Here is a 16671-nt window from a genome sequence, read left to right as displayed (position 1 = left end):
GGGAGGTAGCAGTGTCGGAGGAGCCGCGCCGTCCTCGGCACGCCGCGCCGGACGACGAGCCGCAGGTGGCCACGCCGAGCTGGCAGCCCCCGCCACCGGTGCGGTGGGAGACGCCGGAACCGTCGATCTCCGGCCGCCTCGACGACACCGAACCGCCCGCCGCCGAGCGCACCGTCTTCCACGCCCCGGTCCGGCGTCCACCCACCGCGCCGACCCCGCCGCGCGGCCAGTCGTCGTCCTTCGTACGCGGGCAGATCCCGGGCGCCGACGACCCGACCCGGCCGCCGGGCAGCATGAACCCGGTCGTCCCGCCCGTCGCGCCGCCGGTCGCGCCTTCGGCGGAGGCGACCCAGGCCGTCCGGGTGGACCCGAACGCGCCGCAGCCGACGAGCGTGCTCGCGGCGCCGGCGCCGGAGACCCAGAGCATCATGCCGCCGGTCCCGCGGCCGGAGGCCGGGCCGGGCACGTTGCCGGACCCGGGCACCGAGAGCGTGCTGCCGGAGCGCAGCAGCGACGGGCGGCACACGGGCACCGGTACCGGCACCGGGACGGGCACCGGCAGTGGCAGTGGCAGTGGCGCGGTGTCCGGTTCGGGCCCGTTCCCCGGCACGTCGCGGCGGACGTCGTCGCGCACCTCGCGATCCCGCCGCGGCCGGCTCGGCGCCGGTCTCGTCGAGGTCCCGCCGGTCCCGTCGCGCGACCCGGCGTCCGCCGTGCTGACGAACCCGATGGTGTCGGAGGAAAAGCGCTTCTGCGGCAGCTGCAGCGCGAAGGTCGGCCGCGGTAAGGACGGGAAACCCGGTGCGGCGGAAGGAAAGTGCGACAACTGCGGCACGCCGTTCTCGTTCGTGCCGAAGCTGCAGCCGAACGAGCTCGTCGGTGGGCAGTACGAAGTCCTCGGCGCGATCGCGTACGGCGGCCTGGGCTGGATCTACCTGGCACAGGACCACAACGTGTCCGACCGCTGGGTCGTCCTCAAAGGACTGATCGACACCGGCGACGCGACGGCGATGGCGGCCGCGGCCAACGAGCAGCGTTTCCTGGCCGAGGTCGAGCACCCGAACATCGTCAAGATCCACAACTTCGTGCAGCACCCGGACCGCCAGAGCGGCACGACCGTCGGCTACATCGTGATGGAGTACATCGGCGGCCAGTCGCTGCGGCAGCTCGCGCTGGCGCACCACCGGGAAAGCCGGCGCCCGGAGCCCTTGCCGATCGGCCAAGTGCTCGCGTACGGGCTGGAAATCCTGCCCGCCATGGGTTATCTGCACAGCCAGGGGCTGCTGTACTGCGACCTCAAGCCGGACAACGTGATCCAGACGAACGAGCAGCTGAAGCTGATCGACCTGGGCGCGGTCCGGCGGACCGACGACTACGAGAGCCCGCTGTTCTTCACCACCGGCTACAGCGCGCCGGAGCTGGCGACGCAGGGCGCGTCGATCGCGTCGGACCTGTTCACCGTCGGGCGCACGCTCGCCGTGCTGAGCTTCGAGTTCACCGGTTACACCAGCAAGTTCAAGACGACCCTGCCCGGCTCGGACACCGTCCCGCTGTTCGCGTTGTTCGGTTCGTACCACCGGTTCCTGAAGCGCGCGACGCACGCCGACCCGGACCGGCGGTTCCTCTCCGCCGAGGAGATGGCCGACCAGCTCACCGGCGTGCTGCGCGAGATCATGGCGCTGGGCACCGGAAAGCCGCGGCCCGGCGCGTCCACGGTGTTCGGCCCGGAGAGCCGCACGTTCGGCGTCCAGCTCGTGGTGCCGGAGGCCGGCGGCAGCGTGCCGCTGCCCGGCGCGGCCGAGGTCGTCGCCGGCCTGCCGATCCCGCAGGTCGACACGGACGACCCGGCGGCGGGTGTGCTCGCCACGACGACGTCGCTCGAGCCGCGTGGCGCGATCGAAGCGCTGGCCGGCGCGCCCCGCGAGTCGATCGAGGTGCGGCTGCGGATCGTCCGCGCCCGGATCGAGCTGGGCGAGCTGTCCGAGGCGCAGCGGCAGCTGCAGGCGGCGCAGTACCTGGCGATCAAGAACGGCTTCCCGCACGACTGGCGGATCGACTGGTACCGCGGCCTGATCGAGCTCGCGGGCGGCCGCTCGCGCGTCGCGCACGTCGCGTTCGAAGCGGTGTACGACGACCTGCCGGGTGAGATCGCGCCGAAGCTGGCGCTGGGCGTCAGCGCCGAAGGTGTCGGCGACTACTTCGCGGCCGCGCGGTTCTACGAGCTGGTCTGGCGCACGGACCGCAGCTACGTCAGCGCCGCGTTCGGCCTGGCCCGCGTCTACCTCGCGCAAGGCGCGCGGACCAGCGCGGTCGAGGTGCTCGAGATGGTGCCGTCGTCGTCGACGCACTACATCGACGCACAGGTCGCGGCGATCAAGATCAAAACGACCGCGACCCGGGCAGCGGGCAAGGAAGCCCTGGTCACCGAGCACGACCTGCTCGACGCGTCGGCCCGGCTGGAGCGCCTGCGCCTGGACGCCGAGCGCCGCACGAGGCTCTCGGCCGGAGTGCTCGAAGCCGCGTACGAGTGGCTTCGCGGACCTCGCCAGGGCCCGCCGACGCCGGGAGCGCGGGTGCTGGGCTGCCCGCTGGAAGAGCGTGAGCTGCGTTTCGGGCTGGAGCGCTGTTACCGGGCGCTGGCCCGCCTGGCGGCGACGGTCGAGCAGCGCGTCGAACTGGTGGACAAGGCCAACGCCATCCGCCCCCGCACCCTCACCTGACCGGGTTCCGAGACGTCACTTTCCCTAGGAAAGATAAGCCGGAGGGCCCCTGAGGCGTCACTTTCCCTAGGAAAGATACGTACGGGACACTTTCTCTGGGAGAGTGACGCACGTCAGGGGTTGATCTCCCAGTCGCCGCGTTCGCGCTGGTTCTTCTCGTGCTGGGCGGCCAGTTTCTCCAGGGCCTGCGGGTCGCCGTGGTTGGAGAAGTGGTCGAAGCCCACCACGATGAACAGCGCGCGGGCGCTGACCGCGATCGGGCCGTCCTCGGCGTCGAGGCGGCCGTCCGCGCTGACGTAGATCTTGCGGCCGGCGATGCCGTCGAGGTGGGCGGTGATGAACAGCGTCGAGCCGACCGGCACCGGGCGGCGGAAGTCCGTCTCCAGCTTCCCGGTGACCGCCGGGCGGCGCATCAGGTTGCCCACCGTCGAGCCGAGCGCCTCGTCGAACGCGCAGGCCAGCAGGCCGCCGTGGGCGAGCCCGGGGGCGCCCTGGTGGGCCGCGGTGACGGTGAACCGCGAATGCACGACCTGGCCCTCGCCGACGGTCGAGCGCAGGTGCAGACCCGCGTCGGCCTCGTCACCGCAGCCGAAGCACTCCCCGAAGTGCACGCCGAGCTCGGTGCCCGCCGCGGGTGCCTTCGGGTGCGGGACCGCCGGCTCCACCGGTACCGGCGGCCAGGGTTGAGAAACACGACTCATGCGCTGACGTTAACTCGCCGGTAGTCGTCCACTTCGTCCGACCCGCGCCGTGACCGGGCAACCTACACCTCTCGGTAGCCGGAAAGTTCCCCACTGTAGAGATTCTCCGGCTCAGACTGCCGACCTGCGGCAACCGGGCAAGACTGGCTTGATGAGCTCGAACGGCCCACGGGGCACGGTACGGAGGAGGTCGTCGCCGGCATGAGCGAACCAGCAGCTACGACGGGCAAACCGGAAGTGGACGAGAGAACCGTCAAGCGCGCCGTGTGGGCTTCCGCGATGGGGAACGCCACCGAGTGGTACGACTACGGTGTCTTCACCTCGGGCGCGATCGCCGTCAGCATCGGCTCGGAGTTCTTCCCCGGCGACGGCAACGCCGTCCTCAAGTCGCTGGCACTGCTCGCGGTCGGGTTCATCGTGCGGCCGTTCGGCGGGGCGTTCTTCGGCCCGCTCGGTGACAAGATCGGCCGCCAGAAGGTCCTGGCCATCACGATCCTGCTGATGTCGGGCTGCACCTTCCTCGTCGGCGTCCTGCCGACGTACTCCGGCGGCTACAGCATGGGGATCGCGGCCCCGATCGCGATCCTGCTCCTGCGGATCATCCAGGGCTTCTCCACCGGCGGTGAGTACGGCGGCGCGGCGACGTTCATCGCCGAGTACTCGCCGACGAAGCGCCGTGGTTTCTTCGGCAGCTTCCTCGAACTGGGGACGCTCGCCGGGTACGTGCTCGGCAACCTCGTGGTGCTCGCCGTGACGCTCTCGCTGTCGGCCGACCAGGTCGACGCCTGGGGCTGGCGGATCCCGTTCTTCGTCGCGCTGCCGCTGGGCCTCGTCGGGCTCTACCTGCGGAACAAGCTCGAGGACACCCCCGAGTTCCGCCGGCTGGAGGCCTCGGGCGAGAAGCCGCGGAAGGCCCCGCTCAAGGAGATCTTCACCCGCAACTGGCGGATGATCCTCAACCTGATCGGGATCGTGCTGCTGCTGAACGTCGCGGACTACCTGCTGCTGACCACGATGCCGACGTACTTCACGGAAACGTTGAAGATCAACGACAACACCTCGACGCTGATCATCATCGCGGTCGAGGTCCTGCAGATGGCGATCATCATCCCGCTCGGCGCGCTGTCCGACAAGATCGGCCGGAAACCGCTGCTGCTCACCGCGGCCATCGGGTTCCTGGTGCTGAGCTGGCCTTCGCTCAAGCTCATGCAGTCCGGCAGCATCTTCTGGCTGTTCGTCGGGTTCCTGATCGTGGCGATCCTGCTGGTGCTGATGCTCGCGGTGATCGGCTCGACGTTCCCGGCGATGTTCCCGACCCGCGTCCGGTACGGCTCGTTCGCGATCGGCTACAACATCTCGACGTCCCTGTTCGGTGGTACCTGCGGTGTCATCGTGACGGCGTTGATCCAGAGCACCGGAAACCCGGACTGGCCGGCGTACTACCTGATGGCCGCGGCGCTGATCGCGATCATCCCGATCATCAAGATCCCGGAGACATCGCAGGTGCCGATCGAGCAGATCGACACCGAAGACAGCGGGGGCGGCAAGTCCCTGACCGGCGCGTCCGCTCAGCGTTGAGCGGTCCCGCGCCTCGAAATACGTGTGCCCCGTCCGGATCACCGGGCGGGGCACACGTACGTTGCGGGCCGGTCAGCCGGCGTCGCTACGAGGAGCGAAGCGCTTGCGGGACCAGGCGGCCAGTGCACTCGCGACCACAACAGCCACTCCGGTTTCGACGATCAGTGCGGCGAACACCATGTGCTTCCTCCTCGGGTTCTCGGGCCGGCGACCGAGCCGGCTGAGCAGTTGCCCGGCGTCCGGACGAACGCCACAGGGCATATCGCCACGAACCCGCGCGGCATTTCGTCGGAAACCCACTTCGGAAGAGTGATCTGCACCACGCCGCTGAACTGCGGAAATCGTCAGGGTGACGTCGTGCGAGGTGCCTCGGGGACCGTCTGGGTCGGATTCGCGGACGGCGGCGTGGCCGACTTGGACTGCTCCGACTTGCGGGTGCTCGCGGCGACCGGCGGGCCGGCCGGCCGCTGCGTGCGCGGCACCGAGCGGCCCGGCTGGGCCTCCGGCGGCGCGATCGACGTCGCCGGGACTTCCTCCTGGGACGGCATCGGCAGCGGCGACGGGGGCGACGGGGGAGCGGTGGTGCCGAGCGTGGACAGGCCGGGGTCGGCGGGCTGCACCGGGTCCGGCGGCCCGAGGCGGTGGCCGGCCAGGAAACCGGCCACCGCGAGGATCACCGCCGTCGCGGTCGAAGTGCCCACGACCGCCAGGCGCTTTCGCCGCCGCCGGATCCGGCCGCCGCGTTCGATCACGTCGGCGGCCTCCAGCCGCATCGGCGGCGTGTCACCGGTCGCGCCGGTCAGGATCACGCGGACGTCGTCTTCGGGGTCCATGTTCGTCACCTCCCCTCCGTGGGCGCGCTGAACGTCAGCGCGGTGTAGTGCGGGCCGAGCCGGTTGCGCAGGGTGGCCAGGCCCCGGGAGGCCTGGCTCTTCACCGTGCCGGTGCTGCAGCCGAGCGCCTGCGCCGTCTCCTCGACGCTCAGGTCCTCGAAGTACCGCAGCACCAGCACGGCGCGCTGCTTGGGGGCCAGCACGGCCAAGGCCTGCCGGACCAGCATGTCCTGCTCGCTCCCGGCGGCTTCCGCCGGGAGCTCGGGCAGGGTGTCGGTGAGCCGCTCCCGTTTCCACCTGCTGCGCCGGTGCTCGGCGAGGAACGTGCGCAGCACGACCTTGCGGGCGTAGGCGTCCAGGGTGTCGTGGCGCGACAGCCTCGGCCAGGCGAGGTACAGCTTGATCAGGGCCGCCTGCGTGAGGTCTTCGGCTTGGTGCCAGTCACCGCAGAGCAGGTACGCCGTGGACCGGAGGCTGTGCGCGCGCTCGCCGAAGTACCGGGCGAACTCGCCGTCCCACGGCGAGCCCGGCCCGGTCGACGGACGGGAGCGGGTGATCACCTGACTACCGGGTCACCCCGATGGCCGGCAGGTGCAGATCACCGGTCGGGCCGGCCGGGACGGCGCGGGGGACACGCGGAGCCTGCTCGGCGCGCGGGGCCTTCGACGTCGCCGGGACGGCGCTCGGCGCCGACACGGGCTTGCGGGTGGTCTGGGCCGGGGCCGGAGCCTGGGTGGGCGGCTCGGCCGGCCGGGTCGTCGTCGCCTGGGGCGGCGCCGTCGGCGACGGGGCGGCCATGGCGATGCCACCGGTCAGGGCGCCACCGGCGAGCACGAGCGCGCCGAGGGACAAGGCGATGCGGATACGCAAGACAGCTCCTCATTCTCGCGGGCGCGGCCGTCGATCGCCGCGCCTCTGCCCGTAGTCATGCGGTGGGGGATCGCCGGGGTTGCATCGGATTCCCCGGGTTTCGCGGAAAGCACGAACGGCCGGGAAGTCCGTGCTGGGCTTCCCGGCCGCCCGGTGTTCCTCGAAGGTCTTTTCTCAGCCGGCGAGCGCCGACAGCTTCTGCCAGCTCGCCCAGTCGTAGGTCCAGTCGCTGTAGTCGCCGTCCTTGGCGGTCAGCGTCTGGGTGCTGCCGGTGATCTCGACCGGGTCGCCGGTGAGCACGCCGTCGTAGTACTCCTTGGCGCGCGCGGGCGACAGGTTCAGGCAGCCGTGCGAGATGTTCTTCTTGCCCTGGGCCCAGACCGACGCGGCCAGGCCGTGGATGAACTCGCCGTTGTTGGAGATCCGGACCGCCCACGGCACCACGACGTTCTCGTAGTGGTACTTCGGGTTGCTCATCGCGTACGTGGACTGCTTGCCCATCACGACGTGCGTGCCGCTGTGGGTGACGCGGCCCGGGTCGGAGTCGAGGCCGTAGCTCACCGGGTAGTCCGCGATCTGCTGGCCGTCGCGGATCACCTGCATGGTGTGCTGCGTGGTGTTGCCCTTGACGATCTGCGAGCGCCCGATCGCGAAGCTGGCCGACACGTCCTGCTTGCCGTACACGCCTTCGCCGATCTTGACGCCGTAGATCTTGGCGTTGACCTTCACCTGCGTGTTGGGCTTGAAGTACTCCTTCGGCCGCCAGTGCACCGAAGTGTCGCCGTCCAGCCAAGCCCAGGAGCCCTCGGTCTTCGGCGTCGTCTCGACGGAAAGCGCCTTCTCGACGGAAGCCTTGTCCGTGACACGGCTCGGGAAGCTCAAGGCGATCGGCATCGCGATGCCGTACGTCTGGCCGTCACCGACGTTCAGGCTGGCCTGCGTCTGCCGCTTCGGCTTGACGGTGGTGAACGTGCCGCCGATGGGCACGTTCTTGCCGTCGGCGCCCGCGGCCTGGCCGGCCCAGGTGTAGGTCTTGCCGTAGCCGAGCTGCTCGGTGGTGCTCCAGCTCTTCTTGTCCGCCGACGTCTGTCCCTGGACCTGCTTGCCGTCCGGGTTGGTCAGCGTGACCGACACGATCGTGCCGCTGTCGACCTTGACGCCGACGGGTTCGCCGGGCGCCACGTCCTGCGCGCCCGCGGCCGGTGTCACCGCCAGCTTCGCGGGCTGCGCCGTGGGCGCCGGCGCCTGCGTCGGGCCCCCGCCCGACGTCCCGCTCGCCGACACCGTGGGTTCACTGCTGCACGCCCCCAGTGTCAGCACGGCGACCAAGCCCAGTGCCACAGCCGCGCCCCGGCGCCGCGTGGAAGTCCTCACCGTCACTGCTATTCCCCTTTGCCCCTTTGGTGCTTCCCCTCTTACGAGACGCCTCGCGGACCTCGAACGTTGAGCAGTGTTCGAGTGACGAGCGTCACAGTCGCCCGGAGAGGCTTATACAGAGGGGGCACGACCGACTCCGAGCCGTATCCGGTGATCACGGAGTCGATGTGTCGCGCAAGACTAACCGGTGGGTCCGACAGAACCGGGCGCGGAGCCCTACGACGTTCCGGTGACCTTGGCCCGGGCAGGCGTTTTTCGCCTCGATCACGGGGTTCAACTTTGGCCAGATCCCGGTAGTCTGCGTGCAGGCCGTCGTTTTGCGTGTTCGTGGCTTCACACTCGCGGAACTTCTGACGCGAGCCATGGAGCCGACACGCTCTTGACTCGACTCGTTGGAACCGCCCGGGACGGCCGGGGTGCCGCTTCGGTGGCATTCGAAGCGGATCTGTGTAACGAGGAGAACAGCGGTGGCGCAAGGCACTGTGAAGTGGTTCAACGCGGAGAAGGGCTTCGGCTTCATCGCGCAGGACGGCGGCGAAGGCGACGTGTTCGTGCACTACTCGGAGATCGAGGGACGCGGCTTCCGCACCCTCGAGGAGAACCAGCGAGTGGAGTTCGAGGTCGGCCAGGGCCAGAAGGGCCCGCAGGCCCAGAAGGTCCGCGCGATCTGAGACCGAGGCTTGTTCCGGTCAGCCCACCGCGCCCCGCACACAGACCCGCTGGTTCGTGCGCACGCCCTTGCGGCGGGCGACGGCTGAACAAGTCTCGCAGGCCCTTTGCGTCTCTCAAGGCCTGAGTGAAGGGCCCCCGGCTTCCGCCGGGGGCCCTTTCTCATGAGCTGCGGGGCTGGTCAGCGCCGTCCGACGGCCGGCGCGTCGAACGCGTCGGCGGGGAAGTGGAACTCGTCGGTGAGGTCGGTGACCTCTTCGGCCCCGACCTGCCGCTGGTCCTGGAGGGAGGCGGCCTGCCCCTCCCAGTTGAGCCGCTCGAGGATCCACTCCTGAGCGAGGGCCTGGGGCGAAATGCCGCGGGCCTCGGCGACGTCGGTGAGCTGCTTGCTGGCGATGAGGCTCATCCGCAGCTGGAACACCTGCGCTTCACCGAACCGCTTGCCGGTTCCGGTGCTCTCATTGTCCGCATCAGGCGCCAGGGCGGCCAGGTAGCTCGTGAGTTCCTTGTCCTCGACAACACCGTCGTCGGCGGTCTTGGCGGCACCGCGGTGACGCCCGGAGGACACTGCCTTGAGGTTCGTGCGGCTGCCTAAGCGGCCGAGTGAGGGAAGGGGCACGAACCACACGATAACGGTTGGGTCTCACCACACAAACCACTGTGAGCCACGACACGCCCCTTTATTTACCCAATCAGCCCAACCCCCACCCGAATAGCTCAACGTAAATGGAACACACCGCAACCAGTCACTAACAGTACGAGTCGATCACACAAAGGGACCACTCAAAAGAAAGGCAAGGGCGCGAAGCGCCCAAAGCCGAAACCACGCTGGAAGCCCGGCGAAGGCACCGTGGGGGTCCGGGGGCTCGGCCCCCGGGAGATACGCCGGAATGATCGGGGCGCGAAGGGCGAAGCCCGAAGCCCGCCCCGAGAAATGGAGGACCCCCGCGCCAGGGGGAGGAACGCGGGGGTCGGAGGGGATCTCCACAGGCGCTGACCGGGGGTGTGTCAGCACCTCGATTGTTGCACGACTTGCGTGGTTGGGCGAGTGGCGAGCGGGAAATTTCCGCGTGCGGTGTCACTTTGCGCTGGGGTGACGTTCGTTCGGGTGGTGTTGTTCTTCGGGAGTGCTGATTGCGCTGCGTTGAGCGCAGCGTGGCGCCAGGTTCACTCTCCGGGGGGCTGTGTGTGGCGCCCGGTGCTGGTTAGCCTCGCGGCCAAGTTGTTGTGAGCCGTGTGGAGGGGCTATGAGCGGGTCTGTCGAAGTGCGAGAGTTCCTCCTTCGGTACGAAGGTGCCGATGGGGGTGGTGCTGTGCTCGCTGGGGGTTTGCCGGCGCAGCGCAGTGGTGCCGCCGATACGCAGCGGGTGTCGGACGATCAGGTCCGGCGGGCCCGGCTGGCGGTGGCGAACGGTGCGCTGGGGGTCGGCGACTGCGTCCAGCTGCTGGAGATGCTGGGCTTGAATCTGGACGAGGACGGGCAGGCGCCGGTCCAGCGGTGAGGTGGTCGGCGGGTCCGGCGGCCCGGGTGGTCGCCGCCGGGCCTTTCCGGTGATGTTCGTGCAGGTCGCCGTTCTTTTGTGGCAGTGATTCCCGAGTGGTCGGAGGTTTCTTGACGCGGGTTTCGTAACAGTGTTACGTTTGCCGCGTCGAAAGGGGCCGGAGATGCTGGCGATCGAAGAAGCGGCCGGGCTGGCGAACCGGATCCGCCCGGTGGTGCAGGTGCTGGGCGGCAAGTTCATGACGTCGCCGGAGCTGGCGGAGGTCGAAGCCGAAGTGGGCCTGCCGCCGCGTTCGCTGTATGTGCGAGGCCGGTCGGCGGTGCTCGGCGACGTCCCGCCGAAGGTGGCCGCGGAGCTGTTCGGCATCTTCCCGCACTGGCTGTTCGAGGTCGTGCTGCCGCCGTCGACGGCGGCCCTGGACGCGCCCGCCGCGGTGCGTGCCTACGCGGAGTCATCGGCGCGCTGGTCCCGCGTCAACCTTTCGGCCGCACCGGAGCCGGGCCGCTTGGCGGACCTGCTGTTCCGCGTGGTCGACGCGGCGGACGCGAGCGGCCTCGCGCTCTTCGCGGGCTGGAAGAACGCCGCGCGCCCGGAAGGCGACGCGGAACGGCTCGGTTTCGCGCTGATGGTCTTCCGCGAGCTGCGCGGCGGCCTGCACTTCGCGGCGCTGCGGGCGTCGGGCCTGTCGGTGCCGGAAGCCGTGGTGGCCGACCCCGAGGGCGGCCGCGAGCGCCTGCTGCGCACGGCGTGGCCGTCGGAGGCGGTCGACGAGCTGATCACGTCGGCGGCGCGCAAGCCGGACCTCCGAGATCGCCGGCACCGAGCGGAGGCGCTGACCGACGAGCGTGTCGGCGAGCTGCTGGAGTCGGCGCTGACGGAGGCCGAACGCGCCGAGCTCGGCCGTCGCGTGGCCGAGCTGGCCGAGTTTGCGCAGGTCCCGGCTTTGCCGAAGGGTTAAGGAACCCCCGGTGCAACGGGGTGGTGGCGTGCCCTATGCTTGTAATCGCTCCCGGGGGACAACCTGAGAGCGCGGTCGGTCGGTTAGCCGAAACTGATCGGGCTCCCATCGTCCAGCGGCCTAGGACTCCGCCCTTTCAAGGCGGCAACGCGGGTTCGAATCCCGTTGGGAGTACGCAGTACAGTAGGACAAGCACGAAAGCAGTACGCAAGGCCCTGTGGCGCAGTTGGTTAGCGCGTCGCCCTGTCACGGCGAAGGTCGCGGGTTCGAGTCCCGTCAGGGTCGCAAGATCGTTCGGCTCCAGGCCGGCGTTCCCGGCCAGGTAGCTCAGTTGGTACGAGCGTCCGCCTGAAAAGCGGAAGGTCGCCGGTTCGACCCCGGCCCTGGCCACCGCTCACGAAAACCGTCTCGACTCAGTCGGGGCGGTTTTTTCGTTGCCCGGTTTCCTCGACGTGGAAGTACCCGACCGGCTTGGGGCCCTCGGTGAGCACGACCACCGTGCCCGGCTGGATCCGGTAGGGGCCGGGCCGGCGTTCTCGACCATCAGCCGGCGCCCCTCGGCCGCCCGGGTCAGCTCGCCGGTCGCGACGCCTCGGAGCCCGAACGACGCGAGTCCGGTGTCGGCGGTTTCCGGCGGCGGGATCGTAGACCGTCGGATCGATGGTCGCGGGGTTCGTGTAGTGGGCCTCGTACCAAGCGGAGGCGTCCGGTGGCGGGAGAGCATCCGGATCCACGGCCGCGTCGAGCTACCCGTTAGGCCGAACGAGTGAACGGCAAGCAGGCGTGTCCGGACCCCGGGAACGGCGTCGACCCACCGGCGAAGGCAGCCCGAGAACGGGCCGCCACCTGCCAAGGGGAACCGCCATGCGCTACCTGCTCACGCTGCACATGAACCCGACGCTCTGGGCCACCCTGACCGACGACCAGAAGAACGGCGTCTACGAAGGCCACGGCGAATTCATCAAGCTCGTCACCGGATCCGGCGAGATGGTCGAGACCAAGGCGCTCATCGATCCCGCCGGCACCCGGACCGTCCGGGTCGAGGACGGCGTGCCGCGTGTCGAGAACGGCACCTTCGTCGCGTCCGAGGCCTTCCTCTGCGGTTACTACGTCGTCGACGTCGAGAGCGAGGAGCGGGCCGTCGAGCTGGCCGGGAAGATCCCGGACGCGCGGTACACCGCCGTCGAGGTGCGCAAGGTGATCCACGAGGGTTGACCTCGAGCGGCTACCGGCTCCCGAACAGTTCGTCCGCCGGGATCGGCCGGCCGAGGTGGAACCCCTGTGCCTGGTCACAGTCGAGCCTGCGGAGCAGTTCCAGCTGCTCCGCGGTCTCGACGCCCTCGGCGATGACCGTCAGGTCGACCGCGTGGGCCATCGCGATGATGCTCGTGACGATCGCCTCGGCGTCGCGTGATTCGGCGATCCCGGTGATGAACGAGCGGTCGATCTTGAGCGTGTCCAGCGTCAGCCGGCGCAGCTGCGCGAGTGACGAATATCCAGTGCCGAAGTCGTCGATCGCGAGCAGCACTCCCAGGGATCGCAGCGCTGCCAACACTTCTCCGGCGGCTTCCTGGTCTCGCATCAACGCGCTTTCGGTGACCTCCAGGCAGAGCGCGTCCGCCGGCAGCCCGGTGCTCGCGAGCGCGTCCCGGACCGCGGGCACCAGGTGCGGGTCGTCGAGCTGACGCGTGGAGATGTTGACCTTCAGCGTCAGGTCGAGCCCCTGGTTCGCGCGGCGCGAGGCGAGTTCGCGGGTGGTGGTGCGGAGCATCTCCTTGCCGATCACGTTGATCAGGTCGCTCTCCTCGGCCAGCGGGATGAACTCCGCCGGGGAGATCGGGCCGAGCCGGGGGTGCGTCCAGCGCAGCAACGCCTCGACCGCCACCATTTCGCCGGTCTTCAGATCGACCACCGGCTGGTAGGCGGGCCAGAGCTGGCCCTCCTGCACGGCGTCGCGCAGGTCCTGTTCCAGCTGCAGCCGCCGCTGCATCCGCTCGCGCAGGCCGACGTCGAAGACGTGGTGGCGGCCCCGGCCGAGCGTTTTCGCTTGGTACATCGCGACATCCGCGTCACGCAGCAGGTCCTCGGCGCTGCGCTGGTCGGCGGCCTCGACGAGCACGACGCCGATGCTGGCGTCGAGGTGCAGCTGCCGCCCGAGCACGCCGATCGGCTCGGCCATCGCGGCCCGCAGGTGCTCGGCCAGGGCACGGACCTCGCCGGGCTCGGTGACTTCGTCGGTGACGACCACGAACTCGTCGCCGCCGAGCCGGCCGACGAGGTCGGCGCGGCCCGAGCCGCGTCGCAGCCGCTCGCCGACGATCCGCAGCACCTGGTCACCGACCGAGTGCCCGAGGGAGTCGTTGATGACCTTGAACTTGTCCAGGTCGAGGAACAGCACGGTCGCCGGGCCGCGGCGGCCCCGGACGTCGAGGCGGTCGAGCACCAGCGTCCGGTTCGCCAGCCGGGTCAGCGGGTCGTGGGTGGCGTCGTGCGCGAGCCGCGCGCTGATCGCGCGGGTTTCGCTGATGTCGGTGAACGACGTGACGACCGTGGCCGCCGTCGGATCGTCCGGGTTGAGCAGCCGCGAGGTCAGCGACACCCAGACGTCGCGGCCGTCCGGCCGGCGCAGGCGCACGACCAGGCCGTTGTGCGTGACCCCGGTCCGCCGCGTCTCCACCGACGGCATCTCGTCCGGCGGGATCCACTGCCCGGACTCGGTGAACAGCACGAGCGTGTGGCACGGGACGCCGATGAGGTCGGTTTCGGCGACGCCGAGGATCCGGCACGCCGCCGGGTTCGCCGCCTCGATGAGCCCGGCCGGGCCCATCACCAGCACGCCTTCGTCGAGTGACGCTACGACCGTGCGGTAGTTCTGTTCGGCCCGCCGCCGCGCGGTTTCGTCCGCGCAGACGAGCACCCAGCCGTCGTTCATCTCAGCTGCCGAAACCCGGACGGTGAGCGGCGCGCCGTCGCGTCGCCGGTGCACGGCCTCGGCGACGCCACCGCGGCGCAGCTCCAGCGGCGCGCCGATCAGCTCACTCGCCCGGCGGCCGACGGCTTCGGCCGCGGTCCACCCGTAGACCGTCTCGGCGGCCGGGTTCCAGCTGGTCACGACACCTTCGCCGGTGGTCGCGATCAAGGCGTCGCTGACGTGCGACACGAGGGCGGCCTGGTAGCGGAGGGCGTCGGCGGCCGCCTTCTTCGCGGTGATGTCACGCATGACGACCTGGTAGGCGTTCGTGGCCGTGCGCACGGTCTGCGCCTCGACGGCGAACTTGCTGCCGTCCAGCCGGGACATCAGTGCTTCGACGGGCTCGGTCGCGGCGCCCGGTTCGGCCAGCAGCGCGAGTTTCTCCAGCAGCGCGGGCCGGGAGTCCTCGTCGACGAAGTCCGTGAACCGGCGGCCGACGACCTCGTCGGCGGAGCAGGCGGCGAAGGCGTCCAGGGCGGCGCGGTTGGCGTAGGTGACGACACCGTTCTCGTGGACGCAGATCGCGTCCGGGCTCAGCTCGACCAGCCCGGCGAGGGAGTCTGCCTCCATGAGCGTCCGTCCCCCATGCTCCGCGGCTGTGGCCCGTCGATTACACCACCGACTCCGGCCCCTGCATACCCGCCGGAATCCGGGCTCGGCCTGCGGATGCGCGACGCAGCCGCGGGCCCCAGAACAGCAGCCCGAAGTGCGCGGCGACGGCGTGGCCGAGCAGCGTGACGACCGAGTCGAGGGTCGTCGGGTCGTCGCTGAGGTAGATCACCGCGACGAACGCCTCCATCGCGGCCAGCGCGAGGAGCCGCGTGCGGCCGCGAAGCAGGAAGACCAGGGCGCCGGCGGTGGTGAAGAAGCCGTAGCTGACGCCGATGTCGAGCCAGTGCCCGGCCGAGCTCGGCAGGACGTGCGCGCTGATCAGCCCCATCACCGGCAGTTCGGTGACGAGCGTGGCGAGCACGTGGCCGGAGAAGAACACGGTGGCCGCGCGGCGGATGCCGAACCGCCGTTCCAGGGGCGCGACGGCGATCGCGAAGATGAGGACGTAGACGAGCCAGCCTTCGTCGGCCAGCCAGAGCGCGCTGGTCAGCAGCGAGGTCAGCGGCCGCCGCCACAGGTTGTGCGCGTCGGTGCTGGACAGCCGCAGGAGCCGGTCGGTCAGCGCCGAGTCGGCGAACCGGAGCAACAGGGTCGTGCCGAGCAGGAGGACGAGATAGCCGAAGGTGAACGGCGTCGTCCGCGGGTTCGGGATGAACCGGACGAGCTGCCGCCACTTCCGCCGTGCCGGACCCGCGAGGTCGAGGACCCGCGGTTCGGCTTTCAGCAGCATGGATTCAGCTTCGCCGGGCATGCTGGGATTCTCCCCAACCGCAGCTGTGAAACCCCTGTGGATAGTCACTGACCGTCAGATTGCACAGCACGTAACGAATTTTTGCCGGTACCTCACCCGTTCGGGTGCTTTGTGCGGTAAAAATACCGCCGTGAACGACGAGGTATCGGTTGCCGAGCTGCTCGTGCGCGAGGGTTGGGGCGACCGGCCGGTGCAATCGCGGTGGCGGGTGGTCGCGGTGATGCTCGCCGTCGTCATCGGCTGCGGGGCCGCCGCGGTGCTGGTCGCGTTCAGCAGTGGTCAGGTGCACCAGGACGCCGCCCCGGTCGACCAGATCAAGGTCGTCCCGATGCCGCAGCGCACCACCGGCCTCGGCGGCGCGGGCCAGGCGACGGACTCGCCGAACGACGGCGGAGTCGGCGGGGGCACCGGCGGCGACGTCGTCCCCGGCACGCACGCGGGCACCGTCACCGAGGTGCCGGGGACGACGTCGGATACGCCGAGCAGCACCGAATCCTCGAGCACGACCACCACGACGCCGACCGGCGGCGGCCCGGGGGTCACGGTCACCTCGACCACGACGACCCCGGCGGGTGTTCAGTCGCCGCCGCCCCCGGCGAGCTCGGCGCCGCACCAGATCACGTGCATCCTGATCATCTGCTGGTGATCAGGCGAGCTGCTGGTTGAGGTCGCTGAAGTCGGACGTGTTCCAGCGTTCCGGGCGCATCGTGATGGCGATGTTGTGCCCGTGGGTGGCGTCGGTCGCGTCCGTGTAGGCCTCGCTGACACCCGGCGGCAGGTAGCGGGCGGCGACCTCGTGGCGTTCCTCCTTGGTCATCGGCCACGTCTTGACGACCGGACCCTCGACCGAGACGTACTTGTAGACGCCGTCCTGCTCCTGCACGCACAGCGCGAACCGGCCGGCTTCCTCGATCAGCCGGGTCTTGCGCAGCCCGGGTGACGTCATCACCATGACGTCCCCGCCCGGCTCGTAGCGGTACCAGATCGGCGTGGTCAGCGGCGCGCGTCCGGGCTCGGCGGCGACGCTCAGGACGCCGACGCGTGGTTCGGCGAGGAAGGCTTCGCGCTGTTCGCGGGTCATCTTGCGGGCCATGGGTCCCAGCTCCTTAAGGCAATCTGATTTGCCTTA

The 16671-nt window shown here is 70.0% G+C and carries 16 protein-coding genes and 3 tRNA genes; 10 read left to right on the top strand and 9 right to left on the bottom strand.

Features of this window, described 5'->3' with window-relative positions:
* Positions 1 to 11 precede the first annotated feature (11 nt).
* Positions 12 to 2720, top strand: coding sequence for a serine/threonine-protein kinase (locus tag OG494_RS34900; RefSeq protein ID WP_328446034.1), 2709 nt, complete (start codon positions 12 to 14; stop codon positions 2718 to 2720).
* A 113-nt stretch (positions 2721 to 2833) separates the two neighbouring features.
* On the opposite strand, the gene OG494_RS34895 is transcribed toward OG494_RS34900, so the two are convergent.
* The gene (locus OG494_RS34895) at positions 2834 to 3421 is read right to left on the bottom strand and encodes a PaaI family thioesterase (protein ID WP_328446032.1); all 588 of its coding nucleotides are present in this window, start codon (positions 3419 to 3421) and stop codon (positions 2834 to 2836) included.
* A gap of 201 nt (positions 3422 to 3622) precedes the next feature.
* Here OG494_RS34895 and OG494_RS34890 point away from each other — a divergent pair, with 201 nt between their 5' ends.
* Complete coding sequence (locus OG494_RS34890; protein WP_442874322.1) at positions 3623 to 4999, top strand: MFS transporter; 1377 nt, start codon at positions 3623 to 3625, stop codon at positions 4997 to 4999.
* 344 nt (positions 5000 to 5343) lie between these two features.
* Here the strand turns inward: OG494_RS34890 and OG494_RS34885 are convergent, their stop codons facing one another.
* The 4 genes from OG494_RS34885 to OG494_RS34870 form a co-directional block, all read right to left on the bottom strand.
* The gene (locus tag OG494_RS34885) at positions 5344 to 5832 is read right to left on the bottom strand and encodes a hypothetical protein (protein ID WP_328446030.1); all 489 of its coding nucleotides are present in this window, start codon (positions 5830 to 5832) and stop codon (positions 5344 to 5346) included.
* Positions 5833 to 5837: 5 nt separating this feature from the next.
* Complete coding sequence (locus OG494_RS34880) at positions 5838 to 6392, bottom strand: SigE family RNA polymerase sigma factor (RefSeq protein ID WP_328446028.1); 555 nt, start codon at positions 6390 to 6392, stop codon at positions 5838 to 5840.
* Positions 6393 to 6396: 4 nt separating this feature from the next.
* Positions 6397 to 6702, bottom strand: coding sequence for a hypothetical protein (locus OG494_RS34875; RefSeq protein ID WP_328446026.1), 306 nt, complete (start codon positions 6700 to 6702; stop codon positions 6397 to 6399).
* 174 nt (positions 6703 to 6876) lie between these two features.
* Positions 6877 to 8076 carry a L,D-transpeptidase gene (locus tag OG494_RS34870; protein ID WP_328446024.1) on the bottom strand — a complete coding sequence of 400 codons (1200 nt, stop codon included), beginning with the start codon at positions 8074 to 8076 and terminating at the stop codon, positions 6877 to 6879.
* 470 nt (positions 8077 to 8546) lie between these two features.
* Between OG494_RS34870 and OG494_RS34865 the strand changes: the two genes are divergently transcribed.
* Positions 8547 to 8750 carry a cold-shock protein gene (locus tag OG494_RS34865; protein WP_003097368.1) on the top strand — a complete coding sequence of 68 codons (204 nt, stop codon included), beginning with the start codon at positions 8547 to 8549 and terminating at the stop codon, positions 8748 to 8750.
* A 179-nt stretch (positions 8751 to 8929) separates the two neighbouring features.
* Here the strand turns inward: OG494_RS34865 and OG494_RS34860 are convergent, their stop codons facing one another.
* Positions 8930 to 9367: a hypothetical protein gene (locus OG494_RS34860; protein WP_326945766.1), complete on the bottom strand. Its 438-nt coding sequence runs from the start codon at positions 9365 to 9367 to the stop codon at positions 8930 to 8932.
* A gap of 628 nt (positions 9368 to 9995) precedes the next feature.
* On the opposite strand from OG494_RS34860, the gene OG494_RS34855 reads away from it, so the two are divergent.
* The 6 genes from OG494_RS34855 to OG494_RS34830 all read left to right on the top strand — a co-directional run bounded on the left by OG494_RS34855 (position 9996) and on the right by OG494_RS34830 (position 12423).
* Complete coding sequence (locus OG494_RS34855) at positions 9996 to 10250, top strand: hypothetical protein (protein ID WP_328446018.1); 255 nt, start codon at positions 9996 to 9998, stop codon at positions 10248 to 10250.
* 163 nt (positions 10251 to 10413) lie between these two features.
* The gene (locus tag OG494_RS34850; RefSeq protein WP_328446016.1) at positions 10414 to 11208 is read left to right on the top strand and encodes an SCO6745 family protein; all 795 of its coding nucleotides are present in this window, start codon (positions 10414 to 10416) and stop codon (positions 11206 to 11208) included.
* A 101-nt stretch (positions 11209 to 11309) separates the two neighbouring features.
* A tRNA-Glu gene (locus tag OG494_RS34845) sits at positions 11310 to 11382 on the top strand.
* Between the two features lie 37 nt (positions 11383 to 11419).
* Positions 11420 to 11493, top strand: a tRNA-Asp gene (locus OG494_RS34840).
* 31 nt (positions 11494 to 11524) lie between these two features.
* Positions 11525 to 11598, top strand: a tRNA-Phe gene (locus tag OG494_RS34835).
* 474 nt (positions 11599 to 12072) lie between these two features.
* Entirely contained in the window at positions 12073 to 12423 is a 351-nt protein-coding gene (locus tag OG494_RS34830) for a YciI family protein (RefSeq protein WP_328446014.1), read from the top strand.
* Between the two features lie 10 nt (positions 12424 to 12433).
* Here OG494_RS34830 and OG494_RS34825 read toward each other — a convergent pair whose 3' ends face one another.
* Positions 12434 to 14749 (bottom strand): sensor domain-containing protein, encoded by a 2316-nt coding sequence (locus tag OG494_RS34825; protein WP_328446012.1) that lies wholly within the window; start codon positions 14747 to 14749, stop codon positions 12434 to 12436.
* Between the two features lie 40 nt (positions 14750 to 14789).
* Entirely contained in the window at positions 14790 to 15542 is a 753-nt protein-coding gene (locus OG494_RS34820) for a rhomboid-like protein (RefSeq protein WP_328446010.1), read from the bottom strand.
* Positions 15543 to 15672: 130 nt separating this feature from the next.
* Here OG494_RS34820 and OG494_RS34815 point away from each other — a divergent pair, with 130 nt between their 5' ends.
* Positions 15673 to 16188, top strand: coding sequence for a hypothetical protein (locus OG494_RS34815; RefSeq protein WP_328446008.1), 516 nt, complete (start codon positions 15673 to 15675; stop codon positions 16186 to 16188).
* Here OG494_RS34815 and OG494_RS34810 read toward each other — a convergent pair whose 3' ends face one another.
* Positions 16189 to 16635, bottom strand: a complete 447-nt coding sequence (locus OG494_RS34810; RefSeq protein WP_328446006.1) for a pyridoxamine 5'-phosphate oxidase family protein — start codon at positions 16633 to 16635, stop codon at positions 16189 to 16191.
* Positions 16636 to 16671 lie beyond the last annotated feature (36 nt).

Origin of the sequence: Amycolatopsis sp. NBC_00438, from assembly GCF_036026695.1 — a bacterium.
GTDB lineage: Bacteria > Actinomycetota > Actinomycetes > Mycobacteriales > Pseudonocardiaceae > Amycolatopsis.
Note: the sequence above shows the minus strand (reverse complement) of the source record. Positions and strands in the feature narration are given on the sequence as shown.